This window comes from Massilia rhizosphaerae (assembly GCF_016093545.1).
GTDB lineage: Bacteria > Pseudomonadota > Gammaproteobacteria > Burkholderiales > Burkholderiaceae_D > Telluria > Telluria rhizosphaerae.
Map to the genome: position 1 here is coordinate 85,557 of NZ_JADKYX010000001.1, position 25,011 is coordinate 110,567.

General features: G+C 69.7%; 25 protein-coding genes. 11 read left to right on the plus strand and 14 right to left on the minus strand.

What is annotated here, in order from left to right:
• Positions 1-115: 115 nt before the first annotated feature.
• Entirely contained in the window at positions 116-2,224 is a 2,109-nt protein-coding gene (gene fusA, locus ISF28_RS00395) for an elongation factor G (RefSeq protein ID WP_198115173.1), read from the plus strand.
• A complete protein-coding gene (locus tag ISF28_RS00400) occupies positions 2,221-3,075 on the plus strand; it encodes an aldo/keto reductase (protein WP_198115174.1) in 855 nt (284 codons plus the stop codon). Before fusA ends, ISF28_RS00400 begins: the two co-directional genes overlap by 4 nt.
• A 9-nt stretch (positions 3,076-3,084) precedes the next feature.
• Here ISF28_RS00400 and ISF28_RS00405 read toward each other — a convergent pair whose 3' ends face one another.
• On the minus strand, positions 3,085-4,842 hold the full coding sequence (locus ISF28_RS00405) for a putative bifunctional diguanylate cyclase/phosphodiesterase (protein WP_198115175.1): 1,758 nt from the start codon (positions 4,840-4,842) through the stop codon (positions 3,085-3,087).
• Positions 4,839-5,228, minus strand: a complete 390-nt coding sequence (locus ISF28_RS00410) for a phosphonate transporter (protein ID WP_198115176.1) — start codon at positions 5,226-5,228, stop codon at positions 4,839-4,841. Before ISF28_RS00410 ends, ISF28_RS00405 begins: the two co-directional genes overlap by 4 nt.
• Before the next feature lie 107 nt (positions 5,229-5,335).
• Between ISF28_RS00410 and ISF28_RS00415 the strand changes: the two genes are divergently transcribed.
• Positions 5,336-5,512, plus strand: coding sequence for an AMP-binding enzyme (locus ISF28_RS00415; RefSeq protein ID WP_198115177.1), 177 nt, complete (start codon positions 5,336-5,338; stop codon positions 5,510-5,512).
• A 13-nt stretch (positions 5,513-5,525) separates the two neighbouring features.
• Here the strand turns inward: ISF28_RS00415 and ISF28_RS00420 are convergent, their stop codons facing one another.
• Positions 5,526-6,365, minus strand: coding sequence for an endonuclease/exonuclease/phosphatase family protein (locus ISF28_RS00420; protein WP_198115178.1), 840 nt, complete (start codon positions 6,363-6,365; stop codon positions 5,526-5,528).
• Positions 6,366-6,493: 128 nt separating this feature from the next.
• Between ISF28_RS00420 and ISF28_RS00425 the strand changes: the two genes are divergently transcribed.
• Positions 6,494-6,874, plus strand: a complete 381-nt coding sequence (locus ISF28_RS00425) for a hypothetical protein (RefSeq protein WP_198115179.1) — start codon at positions 6,494-6,496, stop codon at positions 6,872-6,874.
• A gap of 54 nt (positions 6,875-6,928) precedes the next feature.
• On the opposite strand, the gene ISF28_RS00430 is transcribed toward ISF28_RS00425, so the two are convergent.
• The 3 genes from ISF28_RS00430 to ISF28_RS00440 all read right to left on the minus strand — a co-directional run bounded on the left by ISF28_RS00430 (position 6,929) and on the right by ISF28_RS00440 (position 11,773).
• Positions 6,929-7,696 (minus strand): hypothetical protein, encoded by a 768-nt coding sequence (locus tag ISF28_RS00430; protein WP_198115180.1) that lies wholly within the window; start codon positions 7,694-7,696, stop codon positions 6,929-6,931.
• Positions 7,697-7,856: 160 nt separating this feature from the next.
• Positions 7,857-10,520, minus strand: a complete 2,664-nt coding sequence (gene pepN / locus ISF28_RS00435) for an aminopeptidase N (RefSeq protein WP_370663360.1) — start codon at positions 10,518-10,520, stop codon at positions 7,857-7,859.
• A 188-nt stretch (positions 10,521-10,708) separates the two neighbouring features.
• Positions 10,709-11,773: an alkene reductase gene (locus ISF28_RS00440; RefSeq protein WP_198115181.1), complete on the minus strand. Its 1,065-nt coding sequence runs from the start codon at positions 11,771-11,773 to the stop codon at positions 10,709-10,711.
• A 163-nt stretch (positions 11,774-11,936) separates the two neighbouring features.
• Between ISF28_RS00440 and sugE the strand changes: the two genes are divergently transcribed.
• Entirely contained in the window at positions 11,937-12,257 is a 321-nt protein-coding gene (gene sugE, locus ISF28_RS00445) for a quaternary ammonium compound efflux SMR transporter SugE (RefSeq protein ID WP_198115182.1), read from the plus strand.
• Positions 12,258-12,278: 21 nt separating this feature from the next.
• On the opposite strand, the gene ISF28_RS00450 is transcribed toward sugE, so the two are convergent.
• Complete coding sequence (locus tag ISF28_RS00450; protein ID WP_198115183.1) at positions 12,279-13,007, minus strand: substrate-binding periplasmic protein; 729 nt, start codon at positions 13,005-13,007, stop codon at positions 12,279-12,281.
• Positions 13,008-13,311: 304 nt separating this feature from the next.
• Between ISF28_RS00450 and ISF28_RS00455 the strand changes: the two genes are divergently transcribed.
• The 4 genes from ISF28_RS00455 to ISF28_RS00470 are packed head-to-tail and all read left to right on the plus strand — an operon-like array spanning position 13,312 to position 17,344.
• Positions 13,312-14,391: a glycosyltransferase family 2 protein gene (locus ISF28_RS00455; protein WP_198115184.1), complete on the plus strand. Its 1,080-nt coding sequence runs from the start codon at positions 13,312-13,314 to the stop codon at positions 14,389-14,391.
• A complete protein-coding gene (locus ISF28_RS00460) occupies positions 14,388-16,127 on the plus strand; it encodes an ArnT family glycosyltransferase (protein WP_198115185.1) in 1,740 nt (579 codons plus the stop codon). Before ISF28_RS00455 ends, ISF28_RS00460 begins: the two co-directional genes overlap by 4 nt.
• A 7-nt stretch (positions 16,128-16,134) precedes the next feature.
• Positions 16,135-17,070 (plus strand): phosphatase PAP2 family protein, encoded by a 936-nt coding sequence (locus tag ISF28_RS00465; RefSeq protein ID WP_198115186.1) that lies wholly within the window; start codon positions 16,135-16,137, stop codon positions 17,068-17,070.
• The gene (locus ISF28_RS00470; protein ID WP_198115187.1) at positions 17,063-17,344 is read left to right on the plus strand and encodes a lipid-A-disaccharide synthase N-terminal domain-containing protein; all 282 of its coding nucleotides are present in this window, start codon (positions 17,063-17,065) and stop codon (positions 17,342-17,344) included. The genes ISF28_RS00465 and ISF28_RS00470 overlap by 8 nt, the downstream gene beginning before the upstream one ends.
• A gap of 5 nt (positions 17,345-17,349) precedes the next feature.
• Here the strand turns inward: ISF28_RS00470 and ISF28_RS00475 are convergent, their stop codons facing one another.
• Both ISF28_RS00475 and ISF28_RS00480 read right to left on the minus strand, forming a co-directional pair.
• Positions 17,350-17,961: a LysE family translocator gene (locus tag ISF28_RS00475; RefSeq protein WP_198115188.1), complete on the minus strand. Its 612-nt coding sequence runs from the start codon at positions 17,959-17,961 to the stop codon at positions 17,350-17,352.
• Between the two features lie 16 nt (positions 17,962-17,977).
• Positions 17,978-18,952 carry a M14 family metallopeptidase gene (locus ISF28_RS00480; RefSeq protein ID WP_198115189.1) on the minus strand — a complete coding sequence of 325 codons (975 nt, stop codon included), beginning with the start codon at positions 18,950-18,952 and terminating at the stop codon, positions 17,978-17,980.
• 89 nt (positions 18,953-19,041) lie between these two features.
• On the opposite strand from ISF28_RS00480, the gene ISF28_RS00485 reads away from it, so the two are divergent.
• Positions 19,042-20,190, plus strand: coding sequence for an acyltransferase family protein (locus ISF28_RS00485; protein WP_198115190.1), 1,149 nt, complete (start codon positions 19,042-19,044; stop codon positions 20,188-20,190).
• Here the strand turns inward: ISF28_RS00485 and ISF28_RS00490 are convergent.
• The 3 genes from ISF28_RS00490 to ISF28_RS00500 form a co-directional block, all read right to left on the minus strand.
• Complete coding sequence (locus ISF28_RS00490) at positions 20,159-20,644, minus strand: hypothetical protein (protein WP_198115191.1); 486 nt, start codon at positions 20,642-20,644, stop codon at positions 20,159-20,161. The two genes, ISF28_RS00485 and ISF28_RS00490, sit on opposite strands and share 32 nt — an antisense overlap.
• 104 nt (positions 20,645-20,748) lie before the next feature.
• The gene (locus tag ISF28_RS00495; RefSeq protein ID WP_198115192.1) at positions 20,749-21,642 is read right to left on the minus strand and encodes a pirin family protein; all 894 of its coding nucleotides are present in this window, start codon (positions 21,640-21,642) and stop codon (positions 20,749-20,751) included.
• 26 nt (positions 21,643-21,668) lie between these two features.
• The gene (locus ISF28_RS00500; protein WP_198115193.1) at positions 21,669-22,262 is read right to left on the minus strand and encodes an FMN-dependent NADH-azoreductase; all 594 of its coding nucleotides are present in this window, start codon (positions 22,260-22,262) and stop codon (positions 21,669-21,671) included.
• Positions 22,263-22,366: 104 nt separating this feature from the next.
• Between ISF28_RS00500 and ISF28_RS00505 the strand changes: the two genes are divergently transcribed.
• Positions 22,367-23,278 carry a LysR family transcriptional regulator gene (locus tag ISF28_RS00505; RefSeq protein WP_198115194.1) on the plus strand — a complete coding sequence of 304 codons (912 nt, stop codon included), beginning with the start codon at positions 22,367-22,369 and terminating at the stop codon, positions 23,276-23,278.
• 2 nt (positions 23,279-23,280) lie between these two features.
• On the opposite strand, the gene ISF28_RS00510 is transcribed toward ISF28_RS00505, so the two are convergent.
• Both ISF28_RS00510 and asd read right to left on the minus strand, forming a co-directional pair.
• Positions 23,281-23,868 carry a DUF7010 family protein gene (locus ISF28_RS00510; RefSeq protein ID WP_198115195.1) on the minus strand — a complete coding sequence of 196 codons (588 nt, stop codon included), beginning with the start codon at positions 23,866-23,868 and terminating at the stop codon, positions 23,281-23,283.
• A 75-nt stretch (positions 23,869-23,943) separates the two neighbouring features.
• On the minus strand, positions 23,944-24,795 hold the full coding sequence (asd, locus tag ISF28_RS00515; RefSeq protein WP_198115196.1) for an archaetidylserine decarboxylase: 852 nt from the start codon (positions 24,793-24,795) through the stop codon (positions 23,944-23,946).
• Positions 24,796-25,011: the final 216 nt, after the last annotated feature.

A 25,011-nucleotide genomic window follows, 5' to 3' on the forward strand; every position in this document is an offset into this window, starting at 1 on the left:
GCGCATCTCCAGCAGGATCGCCGCACTTCAGTTACATTGTGCGGCACGCCCTGTCCTATGGCCAGGTCGCGCCGCCCGGCCTTGAATTGGCGTTCCGTATCCACAGGAGATAGTGATGAGCCGTAAGACCCCCATCGAGCGTTACCGCAACATCGGCATCAGCGCCCACATCGATGCCGGCAAGACCACCACCACGGAACGCATTCTGTTCTACACCGGCGTCAACCACAAGATCGGCGAGGTGCACAACGGCGCGGCGACGATGGACTGGATGGAGCAGGAGCAGGAACGCGGCATCACGATCACCTCGGCCGCGACGACGGCGTTCTGGAAGGGCATGGGCGGCACAATGCCGGAGCACCGCATCAACATCATCGACACGCCGGGCCACGTCGACTTCACGATCGAAGTCGAGCGCTCGATGCGCGTGCTGGACGGCGCCGTCATGGTCTACGATTCCGTCGGCGGCGTCCAGCCGCAGTCGGAGACCGTGTGGCGCCAGGCGAACAAGTACAAGGTGCCGCGCATCGCCTTCGTCAACAAGATGGACCGCGTCGGCGCCGACTTTTTCCGCGTCCAGCAGCAGATCCACGACCGCCTGAAGGGCAATGCCGTGCCGATCCAGATCCCGCTCGGCGCGGAAGAGCACTTCGAGGGCGTGATCGACCTCGTCAAGATGCGCGCGATCCGCTGGGACGACGCCAGCCAGGGCGTGCGCTTCGCCTACGAGGACATCCCGGCCGACCTGGTGCCGGTCGCGGAAAAATGGCGCGAGACGATGATCGAAGCGGCGGCCGACGCCACGCCCGAGCTGACGGAAAAATACCTGAACGGCGAGGCGCTGACGGAAGACGAGATCAAGGCCGCGCTGCGCGCGCGCACGATCGCGGGCGAGATCGTCCCGATGCTGGCCGGCTCCGCCTTCAAGAACAAGGGCGTGCAGGCGATGCTGGACGCGGTTGTCGAGTACCTGCCGTCGCCCGTCGACGTGCCGGCCATCGCGGGCCACGACGAGGACGACCGGCCGCTCGAACGCCACCCGTCGGACGACGAGCCGTTCTCCGCGCTCGCCTTCAAGATCATGACCGACCCGTTCGTCGGCCAGCTGACGTTCTTCCGCGTCTATTCGGGTGTCGTGAATTCCGGCGACACCGTGTACAACCCGACCAAGGGCCAGAAGGAGCGCCTGGGCCGCATCCTGCAGATGCACGCCAACGAGCGCAAGGAGATCAAGGAGGTGTTCGCGGGCGACATCGCCGCCGCCGTCGGCCTGAAGGCCGTCACCACGGGCGACACGCTGTCCGACCCGGACAAGGTCATCGTGCTGGAAAAGATGGCGTTCCCGGAACCCGTGATCTCGCAGGCCGTGGAGCCGAAAACGAAGGCCGACCAGGAAAAGATGGGCGTCGCCCTGTCGCGCCTGGCGCAGGAAGACCCGTCGTTCCGTGTGCGCACGGACGAGGAATCGGGCCAGACGATCATGTCCGGCATGGGCGAGCTGCACCTCGAGATCCTCGTCGACCGCATGAAGCGCGAGTTCGGCGTCGAGGCGACCGTCGGCAAGCCGCAGGTGGCGTACCGCGAGACGATCCAGAAGGCCGTCGAGAACATCGAGGGCAAGTTCGTCAAGCAGTCCGGCGGCAAGGGCCAGTACGGCCACGTCGTCCTGAAACTCGAACCGCTCGAAGCGGGCAAGGGCTACGAGTTCGTCGACGCCATCAAGGGCGGCGTCGTGCCGCGCGAGTACATCCCGGCCGTCGACAAAGGCATCCAGGAGACCCTGCAGGCCGGCGTGCTGGCCGGCTATCCGGTCGTGGACGTGCGCGCCACGCTGACGTTCGGCTCGTACCACGACGTCGACTCGAACGAGAACGCGTTCCGCGTCGCCGCGTCGATGGCGTTCAAGGACGGCATGCGCAAGGCGGCGCCGGAGCTGCTCGAGCCGATGATGCACGTCGAGGTCGAGACGCCGGAGGAGTTCACCGGCAACGTGATGGGCGACTTGTCGACGCGGCGCGGCGTCGTGCAGGGCATGGACGAGATCCCGGGCGGCGGCGGGAAGCTGATCGACGCCGTCGTGCCGCTGGCGGAGATGTTCGGCTATTCGACCACGTTGCGCTCGCTGACGCAGGGACGGGCCACGTACACGATGGAGTTCAAGCACTACGCGGCGGTGCCGAAGCACATCCTCGACCAGATCGCGACGGCGCGGGCGGCGAAATGAAACGCCTTGCGCTCCCCTCCGGCCGGACCATCCCCGTCCTCGGCCAGGGCACCTGGAACATGGGGGAGGACCCGTCCGCGCGCGCGGCCGAGGTGGCCGCGCTGCGGCTCGGAATGGAGCTCGGCATGACCTTGATCGACACGGCCGAGATGTACGGCGAGGGCGGCGCCGAGGAGGTGGCCGGGGACGCCATCGCCGGGCGCCGCGACGACGTCTACCTCGTCAGCAAGGTGTATCCGCACAATGCCTCGCGCGCGGGCGTGCGCGCCGCGTGCGAGCGCAGCCTGCGCCGCCTCGGCACCGACCGCCTCGACTTGTACCTGCTGCACTGGCGCGGCGGCGTGCCGCTCGCGGAGACGCTGGACGCCTTCGAGCGCCTGCGCGCCGAGGGCAAGATTTGCGACTACGGCGTCTCCAATTTCGACACGGACGACATGCAGGAAGCGGCCGCGCTGCCCGGCGGCGCCGGCATCGCGGCGAACCAGGTGCTGTACAACCTCGTCCAGCGCGGCATCGAATGGGATCTGTTGCCGTGGTGCCGCGACCGCGGCATCCCCGTGATGGCGTACTCGCCGCTGGAATCGACGCGGGCGGAGCAGCGGACCTTGCTGGCCCGCCCGCAATTGGGGGAGGTCGCGCGCCGCCACGGCGTCACGCCGGCCCAGGTGGCGCTGGCGTGGCTGCTGCGCCAGGACGGCGTCGTGACGATCCCGAAGGCCGTGCAGCCGGACCACGTGCGCGCCAACCGCGCCGCGCTGGACCTGGCGCCGCGCCTGGGCGAGGACGACATCGCGCTGCTGGACACCGGTTTTCCGCCGCCGGGCCGGCGCCGTCCGCTGGCGATGCGCTGAACGCGGCGCTCAGCGCGCGGCCAGCCAGTCGACGAGGTCGGGCGAGGCGAGGGGACGGCTGAACAGATAGCCTTGCCCCTTCGCGCACGCCTGGGCGCGCACGGCGGCGGCCTGCGCCTCGGTCTCGATGCCCTCGGCCACCGTGTTCATGCCGAGGCTCTGCGCCACCTTCACCGTCGCTTCGATCAGCACGCGGTGGTGGTGGCTCGTGTCGGCCTGGCACACGAACGAGCGGTCGATCTTGACCGTGTCGACAGGCAGCTGGTGCAGGCTGGAGAGCGAGGAATAGCCGGTGCCGAAATCGTCCAGCGCCAGGGTGACGCCGATGGCCTTGAGTTCGTGCAGCCGCTGCTGCACGTGCTGGTCCTGCGCGGCCAGGCTTTCCGTCACTTCCAGCTGCAGCTGGTCCGCCCGCATGTCGTGCTGCGCCAGCACGTCGCGCACGACGCCGGGCCAGCCCGGCTCCGCGAGCTGGGCCCGCGACAGGTTCACGGCCAGCAAACGCGGCGCCCGTTCGCCCAGCGCGCGCTGCCACGCGGCGAAGTCGCTGCAGGCGCGGCGCAGCACGAAATCGCCGAGGGCGGCGATGAGTCCCGATTCCTCGGCCACCGGGATGAATTCGACGGGCGGCACGACGCCGCGCACGGGATGCCGCCAGCGCACGAGCGCTTCCACGCCGGCAGCATGGTCCGTGGCGCCGTCCGCGCGCAGGCCGACGACCGGCTGGTAGACGACGAACAGCTGTTCCTCCAGCAGCGCCTGGCGCAGCTCCGACTCGATGTCGGCGCGGCGCGCGGCCCGTTCGCGCATGGCGGCCACGAACGCGACGCAGCGGGCGCCGCCGGCCCGCTTGGCCTCGACCATCGCGATGCTGGCGTCGCGCAGCATCTCGCCCGCGCCCGCGTCGGCATCGCCGCTCCACACGAGACCCATGCTCGGCGTGCAGGTGACCTCCTGGCCGGCCAGCGCGTGCGGCCGGGCGAGCGCGCCCTGCAGGCGCACCGCGATGCGCTCCGCGTCCTCGCGGCAGCGCAATCCATCGAGCACGACGGCGAATTCGTCGGCGCCGATGCGGGCCGCCATCTGGCCGGCGCCTCCGTCCGTATCGATCCGGTCGCTGGGCGGGCGCAGCGTCGCGCGTATGCGTTCGCCGACCTGCACGAGCAGGCGGTCGCCGGCCGCCTGGCCGAGGGCGTCGTTGATTTGGCGGAAGCGGTCGCAATTCATGAGCAGCAGCGCGAAGCCCGCGCCATCGGCCGCCGGGGGGCGGGCCAGCATCCGCTGCAGCTGTTCCAGCAGGGCTTCGCGGTTCGGCATCCGCGTCAGCGCGTCCCGGCGCGCCTGGCCCCTGAGGCGGCGCGTCAGCCGGTCCTGCTCGCGCTTCACGTCGGCGGTGGCGTCCGTGACGGCCGCCATCAAGCGCATGCCGTCGAGTTTCAGCAGGCTCAGCGACAGCACCCGCGGCCCGTCCGGCGCGGCCGCGTCGCCCAGTTCGAGGCGCAGGCCGTCGCACACGACGCCGCACGGCGCGTCGAACGCCGCCGTCACGGCGCGCAACTGCGGCGCCACGTCCTGCAGCACCGCGAACAGGTTGTCGAGGCTGCCGTCGCGCGCGAGCGGCATCAGGAGCTGGGCCGAGATCGGGTTGATCATGACGATCTCGCCGTCGGCCGCCGCCTGCACGAGGCCGACGGGAGCCAGGTACAGGAACTGCAGCAGCGCCTCGTGCTCGGCGAGCAGGCGGACATGCGCGTCGTCCGGGCTCATTGCTTGCGCTGGACGAGGATGTAGCGGACGGCGCGGTCCGGCGCGGCCAGCAGGCGCAGGGCCACTTTCACGGGACGCATGCGCAAGGTCAACACATAGTCGATGGTGTCGTCGAGCACCGTGCCGTCGTCCTCGGCGTCCTCGAAACGCTGCGCCACCATGAAATTGTTCAGGCAGGGCGCGACGTTCGTGAAGATCGGCTGGCCCAGCACGCGCGCCGGCGCGAGGCCCGCCGCGTCGGATTCCGTGCGGTTGTACCGGCACACATGGGTGGCGTCGTCGAAGCCGATGACGCCGAAGTCGAGGCGGTCGAGGTCGTCCTCGGCCAGGTGCGCAAGGCGCGCGTGCAGATCCGGCGCGGCGAAGGAGAGGTCGGGGGCGGTCATGGGAGCTCCGGAGACGGAATGCTTGGTGTTGCAGGCTAGAAATGATAGTGACATGACGTCATGTCTCTGTCAAATCAATCGTGTGCATATGTGACATTTCGGCACCCGTGCATTTGTTCGCGGCCTGGGTCGCGCAAGTGCTGGCGCTGCATCCGCACGTGCGGGAAGCGGCCGTGCGGCCGATGCGGCCCGACGAAGGGCAGCGCCCGAAGGCCTTCGTGGTGGCGCAGCCGGGCACCGACGTCGATGCCTTGCGCGTCGCATTGCCGGCCTGGGCCGGGTAGACGCGGCGCCGGTTCATGCGAACTCCAGCAGCAGCCGCTGGTGATCCGAGCCGGTCGGTGCGGTATCCACCCGCACCGCGCGCACCCTGGACGCCAGCGCGGCGCTGACGTATGCATAATCGAACGTGTCGTGCAGGCCGACCGTCGGCGCATGGGGCTCGCCCGGCCGCGCAGATTCCCAGGCGTCCAGCCAGAGCGGAACGCCATGCGCGTCCGGCGCCAGCAGGCGCGCATGGCAGCCCGATCCGGGCAGCAGGTTGAAGTCGCCGGCGAGGATGGCGGCGGCGGGATGGGGCAGCGGCGCGAACGGCGCGCCACCCGGACCGCCGGGCGCCGGCGCGCCGGGCGCGCGTGCGTGCGCGAGGGCTTCCGCTTGCAGCTCGCGCAGGCGCTCGACCTGCGCCATGCGCTGGCGCGGCGAAAAATACTCGAGGTGCGTGTTCAGGACGCGCAGCGGGCCGTCCGGCATGGCCACGACCGTGTCGAGGACGGCCCGCGGCATGGTGGGCACCTCGGGATCGGGCGGGCGGGGCAGCGTGTGGCGGCGCACGTGGACGATGGGGTGCCGCGCGAACGTCATGCAGCCCAGCCGGCGCGGCGAACCGTCCGTGTTGCGCGCGTCCAGCGCGTAGGCACGGGCGGCGTGCAGGTGGGCGAGGCGCCGCGCCAGGCCGGCGAACTGGTCGCCGCCGGGGCTGCCGTCGCGCGCGTGCAGGCCGCAGCCGACTTCCTGGAGCAGCAGGAGGTCGAAGCCGGCATCGCATCCGAGCACCTGTTCGACGATCCGGTCGACGTCGGCCGTATCGTCCGGCATGCGGGCGCATTGTATATTCCACGTGATCAGGCTTGGCATGGCGGTCCTTTCGAGAAGCACAGGCTAGCGTGATACCGGTGCCGCGAACTGATGCAGCTCAGGCGTGCGCGGCGAACCAGCGGACTCGCGTACGGTCTATGCAAACGAGGGAGGCAGCGATGTACACGATGATTCTTTTGTTGTATCTGCAGCAGGGACTGGACGTGTCGCTGGACCAGGCGAACCTGCGCGGGCACTACCTGAAGCAGGGCGAATGCGAATCGGCAGCACGCAAGCTGCGTGGGCCGGTGCCCATTCCCCGCAATTATTCGGCGGCCTGGCAGGACGTCATGTGTATCAAGGTGAATACCAACGTCCGGGTCAACGAAATGAAGCCGATCGATCTGTCGAAGGCGCTGCAGGCGTACGCGCCCCTGCGTTGCCAGGCGGAGGGGGCGTGGGAACGGATGGCCGAGCTGTGCCGCGCATCGGAACAGCCCGGCAATAATACGGAAGGAGGTGGCGGAGGCGGGCTGGGCGACAAGCCCGCCAGGTCGGCAAGGCGCTAGGCGCGACTGCGGGGGGGGGGGGGGGGAACGAATGGCTGCTGGACGCGGCGCCGTTCACGGACCATCCTGGTTCCACACGACACCTTTGGGGCAGCCGGTGTCGCCGGCCGAGCCCGCCGTCGGCAGGCTGGCCGAGGGGCCGTCCGGCATGCCCCGCAACGGTATGCCGATGCCGCCTGCACGGCGGCAACGCACGCGGTTGCCCTGGCGGAAGCGGTAGATGACGACGCCGTCCGGCGACGTATAGGTATCGGACTGCAAGCTCAGCGAGCGGTCGATATACGCGCCGTCGAGGCCGCGCTGGAGGCGTGCCCACGGCGTGTCGGCTTCGGTGGGCACGCCCGGCTTGCCTTTGCGGAGCTCGCGGTCGATGCGTCCGGCCTGGTTCTTTGCGAGGTCGACCGCGAAGCCGCCGCGCGTGGACGCCGACCCAGCCGACCCAGCCGATCCTGCCGGCGCGGATGGCGGCCGGGCGGCGTCGAACGGGTCGTAGGGCGCGGACGCGGCCGGATCCGGTGCGGCTGCGGGTTGCGCCGGCGCGGGCGCTGGGCGCGCGTCGGGTTGGGTGTCCGTGCGGAACTGCGGCAGCGGCACTGGTGCGGATCGAGATGGGGACGCGGAACGGACGGGCGCGGCCGGCGCCGGCCAGGGAGGGATGGGCAGCGGATGGGGCCCGGTGCGGGACGGCCGTCGCGCGGATGCGGCGCCGTCGTTGTACAGGAAGATCGTTGCGACCGAAGACTGCCGGGCAGGCAGCTGGCGCCGTTCCTGCGTCCACAGGAGCAGCGCCAGCAGGTGGACGGCGCAGGTGAATGCCAGCACCCCGCGCCGGTGGGTAGCGAATGCCGGGCCAAGCGTGGCGGCGGACGTCATGCGCGCTCCGGATGCGACCGCAGGCGCAGCAGAGGTTGCGGTAGCTGCGGTGGCTGCGGTGCCCGCCCTCCCGGTCGTGTGCGCATCCTGCGTGCCCCCATTGCCGCGCTCAGTGCGCCGTCATGGTCTGCCGGATCGTTACGCAGCGCTGGTCTTCCTGCACTGCGTCGAGCAGGGCGCGGCGCGTGCCGGCGGACAGGTCCTTGTCGGCGTTCGCGGCCGCCTGCAGGCGCCGGACGCTGGCCGGCGTGCAGCCGGCCGGGATCAGCGTCGGCGCGTAGGCGCGCATGTAGACGGGGCCGGCCGTCTTGTCGAGCTGCGGCAGGCGCGCCAGGCGCGCGGCGGCCGTCTGCTCGCCCAGGCCATGCTGCTCGGCCGGGTACAGGTGTTCCATCGCGGTGCGCACCTTCGAGAACGGCAGCTTGGTGTGCAGGTCGTGGACGGTGTCCAGCCATTTCGCCTTGACGGCCGGGTCGGGGCGACTGACGATGGCGGACAACGCGGCGGTCTGGCCCGCGTCGGACTTGTCGCGTGCCTGTTCGGCCTCGACGAGGGCGGCGGCGCCCGGGGTGTTGTAGCGGTTCAGGCGGCCGATGATGGCCCAGCGCAGGTCCTGGTTGATCGCGAGGCCGTCGACCTGTTCCTTGCCGTCGAGGATGGCGGCAAGGCGGCCCAGCGCCGCGGGCGAGCTGGCGACGGCGATGTAGGCGCCGAACCAGCGGCGCTGGAAATTGTCGTCGCCCTTGTTCGCGAGCGCGGCGGTCCAGGTCATGTCTTCCAGCTGCCGGGTGACGGCCTGGGCGTAGGCGGCTTGCGGATCCATCAGGTCGAGATAGCGTTTGGACGCGACGACCTTGCCCAGCACGTCGCCGAGCAGCGTGTAGTCTTTTTCTTGCGGCACATTGTTCAGCGCCGTGGCGAGGAAGTCGTTCAACGGGAGCTTGCCGTCGCGTATGCCGTCCCACAGGCTCTGCCACAACATGGCGCGCAGCAGCGGATCGTCGACGGCGGCCAGGTGGGCGCGCGCGCTGTCGAACGAGCGCTGGTCGAGCTGCACCTTGACGAAGCCCCAGTCGTCGTAGTTCGGGTAGACGAGGTCGGGACAGGCGGCGCCGTTCATCGCGGGCACCGGCGTCCGCGCGCCCTTGTACGTGACGGCGACGTTGCGTTCGAGCTTGTAGTCCTTGCCGTCCAGGCGGAACGCGGCCACTTGCACGCGCTGTTCGCGCAGGGTCGGCATCGCTTTGCCCGGCGCGCGCTGGTCGAGGACGAAGCCGGCGATCTTGCCGCCCTTGCAGGCGTAGGTGGCGGCGATCGTGTTCACGCCGGGCCGGTACAGCCATTCCTTCGTCCAGCCGGAAAGGTCGCGGCCGGCGGCGTGGCCGAGGCTGCCGATGAAGTCGTCGAGCTTCGCGTTGCGGTACTGGTATTTGACGAGATAGTCGTGGACGCCCTTGCGGAACACGTCGGCGCCCAGCAGGTGGCGCAGCTGCATCAGCGTGGAGGCGCCCTTCGAATAGGTGATGGCGTCGATGTTGTCGAAGGCGTTGCGGGTCGACGGCACCGGGACCTCGATCGGGTGCGTGGTCGCGCGCTGGTCCTGCTCGTAGGCGCGCTGCTTGCCTTCCGAGTAAAAGGCGCGCCAGGCATCCTTGAATTCCGTCGACTCCGCTGTGGCGAGCGTCCCCATGAACGATGCGAAACTCTCGTTCAGCCACAGGCCGTTCCACCACTGCATCGTGACGAGGTCGCCGAACCACTGGTGCGCCATCTCGTGCATGATGACGTAGGCAAGGCGCGCGCGTTGTTCGGCCGTCATGTCGGCCTTGTACATGAAGCGCTGTTCGGCGAACGTGATCGCGGCGGCGTTCTCCATCGCGCCGTACAGGAAGTCGGGCACGAGGACCTGGTCGTATTTCTCGAACTGGTAAGGAATGCCGAAATAGTCGTCGAAGAAGGCGAGGCCGGCCTTCGTGTACTTGAACCATTCGGCCGGCTTGATCTGCGACGCCACCGACTGGCGTGCGAACAGGCGCATCGGATACTTGCCGCTCTTGTCTTCCCACATCTTGTAGGGACCGGCGTGCATCGAGAAATTGTATGGGCTCAGCTTCTTGGTCCTGGCGAAGGTCCAGCGGCGCAGGTCGCCGGCCGGGGCGACGTTCGTCTCGCGCGTCGTCGAGATCACCTGCCAGTCGGCCGGGACGCTCACGGTCACCTGGTACGTCGCTTTCAGGTCGGGCTGGTCGAACACGGCGAACATCTGGTGCGCGGCGGCCGGCTCGAAGTGGGAATACGTGTAGACGCGGCCGTCGACGGGGTCGACCATGCGGTGCAGGCCTTCGCCGTTCGTGCTGTGCGGGCGCTCGTAGGCGACCACGACCGTGTTGCGGCCTTTCACGAGGTCTTGCGGCGCCAGCGTGATGAACCAGCCGTTGTATTGCGGCGCGACGGTCTTGCCGTTGACGGTCAACGCCTTGATCGTGGCCTTGTCGAGGTCGACGGTCAGGGGGCTGTTCACGTCCTTGAGGTCGAAGGTCAGCGTCGTCGTGCCGCTGAAGGTCTCGCGGCCGGTGAGCGTGAAGTCGAGCTGGTAGTCGACGTTGGACACGCGCGCGGAGCGGGCGGCCGCGTCGGCCTGCGACAGGTAGGCGTTGTCGGCGCGCGCCGCGGGGGCCGCGGGCGCCGTGGCGGCGTGGACGAGAGGGGTGGCGGCAAACGCCAGCGCGGTAGCGGCGGCGAGCGGCATCAGGCGGGACAGGCAGGTCTTCACGGGACTCCTTGCGATGATGAACGAGGGCGGCGGCTTGTGGCCACGCCCGGTAGGAATCTCACAAGAATATCATGTCGGCAATAGTATTCGTACCCGTGAAGCGCGCGAATCGAGGGATTTTTACCAGGATATATGCATGGGAAAGGACGCGTCCGCGCGGCGCGGACGCGTCCGGATACACACCGGCGTCAGCCGTTAGCTTGCAGGGCCGGATAATCCGTATAGCCTTCGGCGGTCGGCGCGTAGAACTTATCCGGCCGGGGCGCGTTCAGCGGCGCATTGCGCTTGAGGCGCTCCGGCAGGTCAGGGTTGGCGATGAACCATTGGCCGAAAGCGACGGCATCCGCGTCCCCGCTCGTCAGCAATTGCTCGGCGCTTTCCTTCGTCATTTTTTCGTTGGCGATGTACACGCCGCCGAAGATGCGTTTCAGTTGCGGGCCGAGGCGGTCTTCCCCGATCGCTTCGCGCGCGCAGATGAACGCGATGCCGCGCTTGCCCAGTTCGCGCGCGACATGGCCGAAGGTGTCCAGCGGCGCCGAATCCCCCATGTCGTGGGCGTCGCGGCGCGGCGCCAGGTGCATGCCGACGCGGTCGGCACCCCACACGTCGATGCACGCGTCCGTCACTTCCAGCATCAGCCGCGCGCGGTTCTCGATCGGGCCGCCGTACGCGTCCGTGCGCTGGTTGGTGCTGTCCTGCAGGAACTGGTCGAGCAGATAGCCGTTGGCGCCGTGGATCTCGACGCCGTCGAAGCCGGCCTTTTTCGCGTTTTCCGCGCCCTTGCGGAAGGCGGCGACGATGCCCGGGATTTCCTCGAGCGCCAGCGCGCGCGGCGTGACGTACGGCTTCGTCGGGCGCACTAGGCTGACGTGGCCCTGCGGCTGGATCGCCGACGGGGCGACGGGCAATTCGCCGTTCAGGAAGATCGGGTCGGAAACACGTCCCACGTGCCACAGCTGCAGGAAGATGCGGCCGCCGGCCGCGTGGACGGCGTCGGTGACCTGCTTCCAGCCTTCGACCTGCTCGTCGGACCAGATGCCCGGGGTGTCGGCATAGCCCACGCCCATCGGGGTCACCGAGGTCGCTTCCGACAGGATCAGACCGGCCGAGGCACGCTGTACGTAGTATTCGGCCATCAGGGCGTTCGGCACGCGGCCAGCGCCCACGGCGCGCGAACGGGTCAGCGGCGCCATGATGATGCGGTTCGGCAGTTCGAGGCTGCCGACCTTGATCGGGTCAAACAAAGTCGTCATCGGTACTCCTGTTTTTCGATGGTTCGCCGCGAGCGTGCGGCGAAGAAAGGGCATCTTAAAGCAGCGTCGGAAATCCTGCAGAGGACGCCCCGAATTCGCACCGCCGCGGCAGCGTGTACCCGCCGGTGCTATACTGGCCGGTTTGTTCGGGCGGGAGTCATCGATGAGCTGGATCTACCTGGCCGTGGCCGGCCTGCTGGAAGTCGCGTGGGCGACGGGTCTCAAGTACACGGAGGGATTCACGCGCCTGTGGCCGTCCGCGTTCACCCTGGCGACGATGGCGGGCAGCGTCGGCATGCTGGGACTGGCCCTGCGGACACTGCCGCTCGGCACCGCCTATGCCGTGTGGACGGGCATCGGCACGATCGGCACGGCCGTGGCTGGGATGGTCTTGCTGGGCGAGCCCGCGGGTGCGTTGCGGCTGTTGTCGATCGGCCTGATCGCGGCCGGCATCGTGGGCCTCAAGCTGCTCACGCCGGCCTGACGGCGGTGCGGGGCATGCGGTTCACTGCATGTTTTCCCAGCGCACGTAGATGCGGTCCAGGTCGCCGCTTGCCTTGAGCTTGTCGAGCGCGGCGCCCAGCAGCGGCGCGAGCGCGGGATCGGCCCGGCGGCCGACCCAGAACCACATCGGTTCGTCGCCCAGGACGACCGGCAGGACGCGCACCCTGTCTTCCAGGCCTTCCGTACGGATCAGGTAGCGCAGGGCCAGGTCGTTGATGTACGCGAAGCGGCCATGACCGGCCAAAATCTTGCGCAGGTTCACGCGATTGTCGTCCGTCGCATCGTCGACGCGCACCCCGGCCGCGCGCAGGCGCTCCGTAAATACCGAGGAGCGCTGCGTCGTGACGAGGTCGCCCAGCCGGGCCAGGTCATCCGTCGATTCGATCGTGACCGGGTCGTTCCTGCGCACGACCAGATAATGGCGCACCGGATAGATCGACTTGCCCACGGGCTGCCCGATGGCGAGCCGGTGCGGCGACGACACGAGGCCGCACGCCGCGTCCAGCGAGCCGTTCTCCAGCCCGGCCTCGATGCCCGACAGCGAGCGGCTGCTGTGCCGGTAGCCGACGAAGTGCAGCCGGGGTTCGACCCGTTCGATGGCGGCCATGATGTCCGGACAGATGCCGGTGACGCGGCCCCCGTCATGGATCCACTTGGGTTCCAGCGTCAACTGCGACGCCACGCGGACGTCCAGCGCCTGCGCGCCGGCGTCGGCGAACGCGAGCGCCAATACGGCGCACCGCACCGTTCTTGCAAATTTCCCCATTGGTTTTGATTGTTGTTCTGTTGTCGTTGCTGCCAACGGCCGATTGTCGCACGATCCGCGCCCGTTTTCGCAAGCGCGCGCCGTTGCGTGTGGATTCGGCAACGGCGGCATACCCGCGCACGTTTGACGTGCATCGTCGTCGCGTTCCGCCCGCACGCGAAGATACCGCTGCCAGCCCGCACGGCCGGCGCCGACGAGGAGAATGGGATGAAACACTTCAGCGCGATGCCGCCCCCGATGGCGCCCGCCGCCCGACGGGAGGCGCGCCATGCATGAGCCGGGAGGACGGGACGTCGTCCGGCCCGCGGCCCCGCCGGGCGCCGGCGGCGGCCACGTCCTGTCCGTCGTCGTGCCGCTGCGCGACGAGGAAGACAACGTGCTGGCGCTGGCGGCCCAGGTGCAGGCGGCGCTGGCCGGCGCGCCGTGGCCGTGGCAATTGATCCTCGTCGACGACGGCAGCCGCGACCGCACCGGCGAGCGCATCCGCGAAGCCGTGGCCGCCAATCCCCGTCACCTGAGCGGCGCGATCCTGCGCCGCGGCTTCGGCCAGACGGCGGCCATGCAGGCCGGCATCGACCTCGCACGCGGTACCGTCATCGCCACGCTGGACGGCGACCTGCAAAACGATCCGCGCGACATCGTGCGCATGGTGCGCCGCCTGCTCGACGACGACCTCGACCTGCTGGTGGGCTGGCGCCGGGCACGCCGGGACGGCTGGCTGCGCCGGCTGCCGTCGCGGCTGGGCAACCGCGTCATCGGCCTGCTGACGGGCGTGCCGCTGCACGATTACGGCTGCACGCTCAAGATCTACCGCGCCGCCGTGCTGCGCCGGGTGCGGCTGTACGGCGAGATGCACCGCTTCATCCCGAGCTGGATGGCCACGCTGACGTCGCTCGACCGCATCGCCGAGGAAGAAGTCGGCCACGCGCCGCGCCGGCACGGCCGGTCGAAATACGGCGCGCACGGCCTGGCGCGCGGCGTGAGGGTCCTCCTCGACTTGCTGACGATGGCGTTCTTCGTGCGATTTCGCGCCAGTCCGGGTCACTTCTTCGGCCGCATCGGATTGGCCTGCGGCGGCGCCGGGCTGGTCATGCTGGGCTGGCTTGGCTGGGTCAAGCTGGGCGAGGGCGCCGCCATCGCGGGCCGGCCCTTGCTGCTGCTCGGCATCCTGCTCGTCGTCATCGGCGTGCAATTCGTCTGCACGGGCATCGTGACGGAGATGCTGGCCCGCACCTGGTTCGAGGCGGCCGGCGCGCCCGCCTATCTCGTGCGCGAAACCGTGGGCGGCGGCGCGGACGTGGGCGCGCCCGCGCATCCGCGGCCGCGCGCGGCGCGGGGGCGGCCATGAATCCACGAAGCGGCGCGGACGCGGCGGCGCTCGCCCGTGCCCAGGGCGCGCAAGGGCGGCGGCCGTCCGTGCGCGCCGCGTTCGTATCGTGGACGTGGCCGCTGCTGCTCGCGGCGGCCGTCTGGCTCGGCCTGTTCCACGGCCTCGGCGCGATCCCCCTGTTCGACGTGGACGAGGGCGCGTTCGGCGAAGCGACGCGGGAGATGCTCGCCCGCGGCGACTACGTGTCGACCTGGCTGAACGGCCAGCCGCGCTTCGACAAGCCAATCCTCACCTACTGGCTGCAGGCGGCGTCCGTGCGGCTGTTCGGCCTGGACGAGTTCGCGCTGCGGCTGCCGTCCGCGCTCGCGGCGGCGGCGTGGATCGCCGCCATCCACGCGTTCGTGCGCCGCACGGTCGACCGCGACACGGCCCGCGCCGCCGCCTTCATCGCCGCCACGAGCGCCGGCGTCGTCGTGATCGGCCGCGCCGCGATCGCCGACGCGCTGTTGAACCTGTTCCTCGCGCTGGCGATGTTCGACGTCTACCGCGAACTGGTCGATCCGCGCCCGCGCTGGCGCCGCCGCGCCTTCCTCTGGATCGGCCTGGGCGTGCTGGCCAAGGGACCCGTCGCGCTGCTGATCCCGGGCGCCGCCGGCGCCATCGCGTTCCTGCTGCGGCGCCGCATGGCCGGCTGGTGGCGCGCCGTGCGCGATCCCGTCGGCTGGGCGATCCTGCTGGCCGTCGCGGGGCCGTGGTACGCGCTGGAATACGCGCGCCGCGGCGACGCCTTCGTGGCCGGCTTCTTCCTGCGCCACAACGTCGAGCGCTTCCTCGTCCCCATGCAGGGCCACGCGGGCGGCATCTTCTACTACCTGCCGGTCGCGCTGCTGCTCGTGCTGCCGTACACGGGCCTGCTGCTGGTCACGCTCCCCGGACTGCGGCGCCTGCGCGCGTCGCCCCTCGACACGTTGCTGTGGTGCTGGTTCCTGTTCGTCCTCGCCTTCTTCACGGTGGCGGGCACCAAGCTGCCGCACTATCTGCTGTACGGCGCGACGCCGCTGTTCATCCTGATGGCGCGCCGGCGCCACGTCTTGCGGAGCCGCGTGGCGGCCCTGCTGCCCGCGCTGTTGCTGGCGGGCGCCGTCGCCGCCTTGCCGCGCGTATTGCCCCGTCTCGCTGCGGGCGCGCACAACGCGTACGTGCGCGAGGCGCTGTCCAGGACGGGCGTGTTCGATGCGTCATGGAGGATGCGGGCGCTCGCGGTGGCCGCGGCCGTGCTGTTGCTGGCGTCGTGGCCCGTGCGGCGCCGCGCCGCCGGTGGGTGGGCCCGTGCGCCGGCGCGCGCGGAAGGCAACGCGGGCACGGCACCGGCGTCGTGCACGGAGGCGGACGGCGCGGCGGAGGGGGGGCACTCGGCGGCTCGCCCCGCGGGCGGTCCCTGGCCCCGCCTGGCCGCGGCGGCGCTGGCCTGCTCGTACGCGCTCGGCGGCCTGGTGCTGCCTGCCGTCGCCGTGCTCCAGCAGGGTCCCGTCAAGCGGGCCGCGCTCCTGGCCCGGCAAGCGGGATGGCCGGTGCGCAGCTGGCGCATCAATGTGCCGAGCTTTTCCGTGTACCGCGGCGCGATCACGCCGGCGGCGGACGCGCCACGCGCGGGCGACGTCGTCCTCACGCGCAGCGACGCGCTGGACGCGCTGCCGCCGGCGCGCGTGCTGTTCCGCGAGGGCGGCGTGCTGCTGGTGCGGATCGACGGGTGAGCGTGCGATGCCGGCCGCCGTCCGTCCGTCGTGGTCCTGGCTGCCGCCCGCCGTCGCGCTGGTGCTGGCGGCCGCCATCGTGGCGACGGGCAGCAACCGGGCGCTGTTCCTGTGGCTGAACCACCGCGGCCGCGCCGTCGACGATCTCGTGTGGTTCCACCTGACCATGCTGGGGGACGGCGCCGTCGCGCTCACGCTCGTGCTGCCGTGCATCCGTCGTGCGCCCCGGCTGTTCTGGGCGGCGCTGCTGGCGGCCGTCGTCGCGGGCCTGTGGACCCAGGGCGCGAAACAGGTCATCGACGTGCCGCGGCCGCTGTTGGTGCTGGCACCCGGCGATTTCCACCTGGCGGGGCCGGCCTACAAGCACGTGTCGTTCCCGTCCGGCCACGCCGCGGCCGCGTTCGCGCTGGCCGGCATCTGGATCATGGGCGGCCAGTGGCGGCGGCGCTGGCATGCGCTGCCGTTCGCGCTGGCGGGCCTCGTCGGGCTGTCGCGCATCATGCTCGGCGTGCACTGGCCGCTCGACGTGTTGGGCGGCATGGCGGGCGGCTGGCTGGCGGCCTGGGCCGGCCTCGCGTTGCAGGCGCGCCGGCGCTGGCCGACGGCGGGGCGGGGCGGCCTGCTGGCCGGCGCGGTGCTGATGGCCGTGGCGGCCAGCCTGCTCGTGAGCCGCCACATTGGCATCCCGGCCGTGATGCCGGCGCAACGTGTGGTCGGTGCAGTCTGCCTGGCGTGGGGCGCCTGGGAGACCGGCCGGCTGGGCAGGACGTGGCTTGCCGCGGAGGCGGCGCGCAACGGTGCGGCGCCCTACGCGGCCCAGGCACCGCCGGGACGTGCCACGGTGGCGGGGCTGGCCCGGCGGGCGTGGGTGTCGTGGTGGCTAAGCCGCCTCGGCCTGGTGCGGCTCGTCCAGCGGGTGCAGCGGCGGAGGGGCGATGGCTGACGTGGACGGGTGGTTGCTGCTGGGCTTGGGCGGGCAGGCCGTGTTCATGGGGCGCTTCGTCGTCCAGTGGCTGGCCAGCGAACGCGACCGGCGCAGTGTGATCCCCGTGTCGTTCTGGTATCTGAGCATCCTCGGCGCGCTCGTGTTGCTCGTCTACGCGCTGCACCGGCGCGATCCGGTGTTCGTGGCCGGCCAGGGCCTCGGCGTCGCGATCTACCTGCGCAACCTGCAGCTGATCCGCCGTGCGCGGGACGGTGCCGCCAGGGGGGAATAGGCGGGTCAGCGCACGGCCAGTAGCGAGACCTTGGCGGCCAGCACGAGCAGTACGGCGCCCACGGTCCGGTCGAGCCAGACGAGGCGCGCCCGCAGCCAGGCCAGCACCGGGCGCGACGAGAACAACAGGGCCACGAGCACGAACCACAGCAGCGACTCGGCCACGAGCAGGGTCCAGAGGAGGGCGACGTCGGCGGCGGCCAGGCCCGGCTTCAAGGCCTGGGACAGCACGGAGCCGAAGTACAGCATGGCTTTCGGATTGAGGAGGTTCGTGAGGAAACCGGTGACGAAGGTCTTGCGTCCGGCCTGGGCCGGCTGCGCGTCCGGCAACTGGCCCTTCGAGCGCAGGCACTGGATGCCGAGCCACGCCAGATACGACGCGCCGACGACGGCCAGGACGCGGGACAGGCCCGGCAGCGCGGCCAGCACGAGCGACATGCCGAGGACGGAGATCAGCACGTAGATGCCGATCGCCGTCGCGACGCCGGCCGCGGCCCACAGGCCGGCGCGGCGCCCGGACATGATGGCGGTGCGCGTCACGACGGCGAAGTCGGGCCCGGGCGAGATCAGCGCGAGCGCATGGATGCCGAGGATGAGCAGGAAGGTGTTCGGCGTCATGGCGGCGGCAGCGCCGTCATTCGCGCCCGAACGCGGGATTCGGCCGCGTGAGGTAGTACCACTCCTGGTTCGGTCCGGCGTTCACGTCCGGGAACAGGATGCGGCCCGCGAATTCCGCGACGACCGGCGTGCCGTCCGCGCGCACGCCGATCTGCTCGCCTTCCGCGACGGGGTCGAAGCTGGCCCATTGGCGGATGAAGCGGTCGTCGGCGTGGAGCTTGTCGTGCACGACGACCATCTGCAGCGCTTCCATGTCGTCGTACGGCAGCGGCTCCGGTTCCGGTGCATCGATGATCCTGAGAAAGGCGAGGGTGTTCAGGATGGCGGTGTAGGCGACGTCGGGCGCGCGCGGGTCCAGGTGCTGGCCGCATTCCAGGGTCAGCGCATAGCCGCCCGTGCTGCGCATGTATTCCGTCGTGCCCATGCCGTAGCGCAGCACCGTCTCCAGTTCTTGCGCGTTGCCGCGCGAGCGGCGCTGGACGCCGCCGCCGTACGCGGCCATCCAGCCCGTGACGAAGCGGCGCACGCCCAGGCGGCGCGCCAGCGCCCGTTCTTTCCGCATGTGGGCGAAGGGTTCGAGGGGACCGTCGTTGTCGAGCGGGCCGACCATCACGAACGGTTCGCCGTGCGCGGCGTTGAACGAGTGCAGGTCGAGCAGGACGTCGTGTTGCGCGAGCAGCGGGCACAGCCAGTTCGCCACGCGGTCTTCGAAGTCGTGCGGCCGCGCTTTCGGCGACAGGTCGCGGTTCAGGTTGCGGTCGCCCGAGCGCGTGTTCTTCGCATAGGCCAGCGGGTTGACGATGGGGACGAAGGTCACGCTGCCGTTGACGATGTGCAGGGCCCCGGCGTCGATCTCCGCCATGATCCGCCCGATGGCCTGGGTGCCGCACTTTTCGTTGCCGTGCGTGGCGCCCATGATGATGACTTTGGGCCCGGTGCCCTGGCCGGTGTAGTTGACGGACTTGAAGTGCAGCTGGCTGGCGGGAATCATGCGTCGTTCCAAAGGAGAAAAATGCGGGCATTGTAGCGTGCCGGCCCGGTGCGTGGCATCATCCGTGGTTTTCGTAAAAGAATGCCAATATGGACGGCGTCAATACGGGAGGCACGTCCCGCATCCACGGCCTCGACACCTTGCGCGCCCTCGCGGTGTCGCTCGTCGTGCTGCACCACTACACGCTGTTCGTCAGCGACGCGCCCACGTTCGGCTGGGTGGGGACGATGGGATGGGCGGGCGTCGACCTGTTCTTCGCGCTGTCCGGCTACCTGATCGGCAACCAGATCTTCGCGGCGCTCCGGTCCGCCCGCGGTTTCGGGCTGGGACGTTTTTATATGCGCCGGCTGCTGCGCACATTGCCCAATTTCTGGGGCGTGCTGGCGCTGTACGCGCTGTGGCCGGCGTGGCGCGGCGCCACGCCGATGTTGCCGCTGTGGCATTACCTGACGTTCACGCAGAACATCCACCTGCAGCCGGGCACGGCGTTTTCGCACGCGTGGTCGCTGTGCATCGAAGAACAGTTCTACATGCTGTTGCCGGCCGTCGCCGTCGCCGGGGCCGCGCTCGGACGGCGCGGCGTGCGCCTGCGCTGGGCCTGGTGCGCGCTGCTGCTGGGCGTCGTGGGCGGGATGGTGGCGCGCGCCACGATCTGGCACGACGGCCAGCAGGCGTCGAACTGGCTGTGGTATTACTACCGATACATTTATTACTCGAGTTGGTGCCGCTGCGACGAATTGCTGGCGGGCGTCGCCCTCGCGCTGCTGAAGAACCGGGCGCCGGGCGCGTGGCGGCGCGTGCTCGCGCACGGCAATGCGCTGTTCGCGGCCGGCGTGGCCGTCGTCGGCGCCGCGAGCGCGTGGTTCCTCGACGATCATTACGGGCTGGCGCAGACCGTGGCCGGCTATCCGCTGTTGGGCCTCGGCTGGTCGCTGCTGATCCTGGCGGCGCTGGCGCCCGGCTCGCCGCTGCAGCGCGTGCGCGTGCCGGGTGCCGCGAGCCTCGCGCTGTGGTCGTACGCGATCTATCTCACGCATAAATCCGTCAGCATCCTCGTCGCGGCGCGCATGGCGCGGGCGGGCTACGGCGCGGAAGACGGGGCGACGATCGCCGCCTGCCTGCTGGCGTCGCTCGTGGCCGGGTGGCTGTTGTTCGTGGTCGTCGAGACGCCGTTCATGCGGCTGCGCGCGCGCTGGGAATCGGCGCTCAGCCCCGCACCCGCACCGGCGCTTCGATGACGTCGAACGCGGCCGGCATGTCGGCCAGCCAGGCTTGCAGGTGGGCGATGCGCATCGACGGGTCGTAGCCTGCCGTCGACGCCAGCGCGGCGCGCAGGCCGGGCAGGGCTTCCGGCGTGCGCGGGTCGTCGCAGGCCTCGATCAGCATGCCGACGAGGTCCGTCGGCGCCGTGCTGCCGCGGCGCAGGCGCGCGTGGATGACGCCCAGCAGCGCGCGCTGCATGCGCGGCGTCGGATGCGTGACGTGGGCGAAGATCGCGGGCGTGTTGGCGATGGCCGCGCAGACGGCCGTCTCCATCTGGTCGGCCGTCAGGTCGGAGGCGATGTCGAAATAGGCCGGGTCCCAGCGCGTGTGCGGGTAGCGGTGGCCGGGCGGGAAGGCGTCGACGCTCTCCAGGCCGAGGGCGCGGCTGGCGCGGGACAGCAGGGACGACAGGACGGGGAGCAGCGGCATCGTGGGCGACGGCGAAATGCGATGGCGGCTAGTGTAGCGCAAGACGCAAGGAAGCGCGGGAGACCGCCGCATGGTGACGGTCTGCCCGCGCGGAAATCGGGCGTTCAGGCGCTCGATGCCGCCGTGCTGTCGGTGAACTTCCCGTTGCGGAAGTCCTCGACGGCCTGGAACACCTCGGCCTCGGTATTCATCACGAACGGGCCGTATTGCGCGATCGGCTCGTTGAGCGGACGGCCCGCGATCAGCAGCAGGCGCGCAGCTTGCGTCGCCTTGATGCACACGCCGTCGGCGCCGCCGGCATTGTCGAGGATGGCCATGCGGGCCTGCGGCACGGCCTTGCCTTCGACGACGACCTCGCCCCGGTACACGTACAGGAACGCGTTGTGCCCGGCGGGCAGCGGCTGCTCGAACGTGGCGCCCGCGGGCAGCGTGATGTCCAGGTACAGCGGCTGGGTCGCGTCGCGCCGCACGGCGCCGGCGACGCCGTGCGAACTGCCGGCGATCACCTGCACGGTCGCGCCGGAGTCCAGCGTGAAGCGGGGCACGTCCTCGGCCGGGATGTCGCGGTACCAGGGCGCGCTCATCTTGTCCTTCGCGGGCAGGTTGAGCCACAGCTGGAAGCCTTCCATCAAGCCTTCGTTCTGCTCCGGCATCTCGGAGTGGACCACGCCGCGGCCGGCCGTCATCCACTGCACGCCGCCGTTCGTGATCGAGCCCTCGTGGCCGGCGCTGTCGCGGTGGCGCATGCGGCCTTCGAGCATGTAGGTGACGGTCTCGAAGCCGCGGTGCGGGTGTTCGGGGAAGCCGGCGATGTAGTCGCCCGCCTCGTCGCTGCCGAACGCGTCGAGCATGAGGAACGGGTCGAGGCGGCGCTGCAGCGGCTGCGTGAGCACGCGGTTGATCTTGACGCCCGCGCCGTCCATGACGAACTGGCCGCCGACCAGGCGTTCGACTCCGCGGCTCGTGGCCACGGTTTGCGTTTGCACTTGCTGGGTCATGATGGTCTCCAGGCGTCCGGTTGGATTCAGGCCAGCGCCGCGACCGCGGCGTCCGCTTCGGCCTGGCCTTTGGCGGCCGCTTCCGGACCCATCGACTGGGCCGCCGAGTAGATGAACGCGTGGTCCGTCAGGCCCAGGAAGTTCAGCAGCATGCGGATGTGCGGCACTTGCGGGTCGGCGTCCGCCGGGTAGATGCCGCCGCGCGCCGTGGCCACGTACACCTTCTTGTTCTTGAGCAGGCCTTCCGGACCGTTCTCCGTGTAGCGGAACGTCACGCCGGCGCGGGCGACGGCGTCGAACCACGCTTTCAGCTGGATCGGCATGCCGAAGTTGTACATCGGCGCGCCGAGCACGATCACGTCGGCCGCCTGGGCTTCCGCGATCAGCGCGTCGTTCAGCGCGACGCGGGCGGCCTGCTCGGGCGTGCGCTGCTCGGCGGGCGTGAACAGGGCGCCCAGCGTCGCTTCGTCCAGCACCGGATGCGGGTCCGCGCCCAGGTCGCGCACGGTGACGGTCGCGCCCGGATTGGCGGAGGCCACTTTGGCCACGATCGCATTGGCGACGCGGGTCGATTCGGATTGGGCGCCGCGCAAGCTCGAGTTGATCTGCAGGATGTTCATGGTGTCTTCCTCGGTTCGGGTTTCGATGTAGACACTTTAATGGTTCCAAATATCGTGCGGAAGACAGTAGAATGGATAACATTATTCAATGAGTGGAACAATCCATGAACGTCGAACCGAACGACCTTCTGCTGTTCGCCCGTATCGTCGAAGCGGGCAGTTTCAGCATGGCGGCGCAGCGCCTGGATCTGCCCAAGTCGACCGTGTCGCGCCGCATCGCGCTGCTGGAGGCGAGCGTGGGCGAGCGCCTGCTGCAACGGACGACGCGCCGCCTGATGCTGACCGAGTTCGGTGCGAGCCTGCTGGAACACGCGCGCAAGGTGGCGGAAGAAGTGGAGGCGGCCGGCGCGCTGGCCCAGCACCGCCAGGCGGTGCCCAGCGGCAAGCTGCGCATCTCGATGCCGCAGGATTTCGCCAACGTCGTCATGGCGGAGATGATTCCGCGGTTTATCGAGCGCTATCCGGCCGTGTCGCTGGAACTGGACCTGTCGCCGCGGCGCGTGGACCTGATCGCGGAGAACTTCGACATCGCGATCCGCATGGGCAACCTGCCGGACGATTCCACGCTGGCCGCGCGCCGCGTCGTGACCCAGCAGTTCGGCCTGTATGCGGCACCGATCTACCTCGCGCAGCGCGGCCTGCCGGAACAGCCGGACGACTTGTTGCGGCATGACTTGTTGTGCGTGCTGAGCCGTTCGGGCGGCGCCGTACCGTGGATTCTGCAGCGCGGCAAGGTGCGCTGGGAAAAGGAGCTGACGGCGCGCCTGACGGCCAATTCGCCCCAGCTGCTGGCGACGATCGCGTGCAGCGGGGCCGGCATCGCGGCGAGCACGGACTTCATCGTGGCGCGGCACGTGCAGCGGGGCGAACTGGTGCGCGTACTGCCGGAATGGGAGATGCCGCTCGCGACCGGCTGGGCCGTGTTCCCCAGCCGGCGCCTGATGCCCGCGAAGACGCGGGCGTTCCTCGACATGATGGAGGAAATGTTCTGCAAGGACCGCGACAAGGCGCCGTGACGTCAGGCCGATGCGGGCGCCGTGCGCGCCGCGCGCCGCATGCCGGCCAGCATGACGATGCCGAACACGATTTCGATGGCACCCCCCGCAAATGCGGCGGTGGCCGGCGCCGCGTGCAGCCTGGCCAGTTCATAGCCGGCCAGTGCCAGCACGGCGCCGCACACCCAGAACAGCTTCGTGCCGAACAGCGTGGCGAAGGTCAGGTAGCGCCCGCCGATCACGAACAGCATCGCGGGGAAGAACAGTTCGATGCGCCACAGCGAGATGCCGTAGGCGAGGACGAGCGCCAGGATCATCCAGATCGTCGTCGCAAGCGCGAGCATGCCGAGCGGATTGCCGGCCGCGTGCCGGCCGGAGCGCCCGAGCAGGCGGGTCAGCAGGGCGGACACCGGGTGGATCAGCGCGCCGCCCACGTACAAGGCCCACACGGCCATCTGCGGGGAACGCCACAAACAGACGATGCCCGCGATGGTCCACACACTGCCGGACACGAACAGGCCGGGCGCACCGCCCAGGTAGGCCGTGCGCATGTCCTGCTGGGCTGCGGCGACGGTGAGGGGGGCGGAAACGGACGTTTGCGTGTCTTGCATGGTTGCCTCCGAGAACGGGAAGCGCCATGCTGACACGAAAATCTTGTCAGTACAATATGTTTTAGCGTCGAACGATCAGGCCGGGCGCCTGCCCATCATCTCGCCGAGGCGCACCGGGCGTTCCGGCGCCCAGTCAGGATTGAAGCGGATCGTGCCCGGACGGAACAGCATGACGATGGTCGAGCCGAGCAGAAAGCGGCCCATCTCCTCGCCTTTTTTCAGGACGATGTCGCGGTCCGCGTACGTCCACTCCGTTACCTTCTGCATGCGGGGCGGATTCACGACGCCGTGCCACACGGTCGCCATGCTGCCCACGATGGTCGCACCCACGAGCACCAGCACGAACGGGCCGTGTTCCGGCGATTCGAACACGCAGACGACGCGCTCGTTGCGCGCGAACAGGTTCGGCCGGCCGCGCGCCGTCGTCGGGCTGACCGAGAACAATGCGCCCGGCACGTAGATCATGCGGGTCAGCTTGCCGTCGCATGGCATGTGCAGGCGGTGGTAATCCTTGGGCGACAGGTACAGGTTGGCGAAGCAGCCGTGGCGGAATTGCGCTGCCAGCGCGGCGTCGCCGCCGACCAGCTCCGTCGTCGTGAAGCCATGGCCCTTCGCCTGAAGGATGCGATGGTCGTCGATGGCGCCGAACTGGCTGATGGTGCCGTCGACGGGGCTGACGAAATCGGCATCGGCCAGTGGGCGGGCGTCCGACCGCAACGCTCTCGTGAAGAATTCGTTGAAGCTCTTGTAGCTCGCGATGTCCGGATTCTCGGCCTCGGCCATGTTCACGCCGTACTTCGCGACGAACCAGCGGATCATGCGCGTCGTGATCGTACCGCCGTTGGCCCCGGCCACGCGGCCGGCGAAGGTCGTGAGACGCCGCTTCGGCAGCAGATACTGGGGCAGGACTTTCAGGCGATCGGACACGGTGAACCTCGAAATGAAGACGCGCCATTATAGCGGCACGGGTGTTCATGAAGGCAAAACCGCGGGGTCGCCGACGGTTATGCATGTCAAAAATATTTTCGCGGAAGAAATTTGCGGTCCGCAATCCGGCGAACAGACACGGCCGCTCCTTTTTTGCCATTCTGACATGCACATCGCAATAACGCCATTGTGTCGCAAGAAATTCGGGGTCAGGAA

Coding starts and splice junctions, on each gene's coding strand:
- fusA (WP_198115173.1), top strand. CDS start 116: ATGAGCCGTAAGACCCCCATCGAGCGTTACCGCAACATCGGCATCAGC.
- ISF28_RS00400 (WP_198115174.1), top strand. CDS start 2,221: ATGAAACGCCTTGCGCTCCCCTCCGGCCGGACCATCCCCGTCCTCGGC.
- ISF28_RS00405 (WP_198115175.1), bottom strand. CDS start 4,842: ATGAGCCCGGACGACGCGCATGTCCGCCTGCTCGCCGAGCACGAGGCG.
- ISF28_RS00410 (WP_198115176.1), bottom strand. CDS start 5,228: ATGACCGCCCCCGACCTCTCCTTCGCCGCGCCGGATCTGCACGCGCGC.
- ISF28_RS00420 (WP_198115178.1), bottom strand. CDS start 6,365: ATGCCAAGCCTGATCACGTGGAATATACAATGCGCCCGCATGCCGGAC.
- ISF28_RS00425 (WP_198115179.1), top strand. CDS start 6,494: ATGATTCTTTTGTTGTATCTGCAGCAGGGACTGGACGTGTCGCTGGAC.
- ISF28_RS00440 (WP_198115181.1), bottom strand. CDS start 11,773: ATGACGACTTTGTTTGACCCGATCAAGGTCGGCAGCCTCGAACTGCCG.
- sugE (WP_198115182.1), top strand. CDS start 11,937: ATGAGCTGGATCTACCTGGCCGTGGCCGGCCTGCTGGAAGTCGCGTGG.
- ISF28_RS00455 (WP_198115184.1), top strand. CDS start 13,312: ATGCATGAGCCGGGAGGACGGGACGTCGTCCGGCCCGCGGCCCCGCCG.
- ISF28_RS00460 (WP_198115185.1), top strand. CDS start 14,388: ATGAATCCACGAAGCGGCGCGGACGCGGCGGCGCTCGCCCGTGCCCAG.
- ISF28_RS00465 (WP_198115186.1), top strand. CDS start 16,135: ATGCCGGCCGCCGTCCGTCCGTCGTGGTCCTGGCTGCCGCCCGCCGTC.
- ISF28_RS00470 (WP_198115187.1), top strand. CDS start 17,063: ATGGCTGACGTGGACGGGTGGTTGCTGCTGGGCTTGGGCGGGCAGGCC.
- ISF28_RS00475 (WP_198115188.1), bottom strand. CDS start 17,961: ATGACGCCGAACACCTTCCTGCTCATCCTCGGCATCCATGCGCTCGCG.
- ISF28_RS00480 (WP_198115189.1), bottom strand. CDS start 18,952: ATGATTCCCGCCAGCCAGCTGCACTTCAAGTCCGTCAACTACACCGGC.
- ISF28_RS00485 (WP_198115190.1), top strand. CDS start 19,042: ATGGACGGCGTCAATACGGGAGGCACGTCCCGCATCCACGGCCTCGAC.
- ISF28_RS00490 (WP_198115191.1), bottom strand. CDS start 20,644: ATGCCGCTGCTCCCCGTCCTGTCGTCCCTGCTGTCCCGCGCCAGCCGC.
- ISF28_RS00495 (WP_198115192.1), bottom strand. CDS start 21,642: ATGACCCAGCAAGTGCAAACGCAAACCGTGGCCACGAGCCGCGGAGTC.
- ISF28_RS00500 (WP_198115193.1), bottom strand. CDS start 22,262: ATGAACATCCTGCAGATCAACTCGAGCTTGCGCGGCGCCCAATCCGAA.
- ISF28_RS00505 (WP_198115194.1), top strand. CDS start 22,367: ATGAACGTCGAACCGAACGACCTTCTGCTGTTCGCCCGTATCGTCGAA.
- ISF28_RS00510 (WP_198115195.1), bottom strand. CDS start 23,868: ATGCAAGACACGCAAACGTCCGTTTCCGCCCCCCTCACCGTCGCCGCA.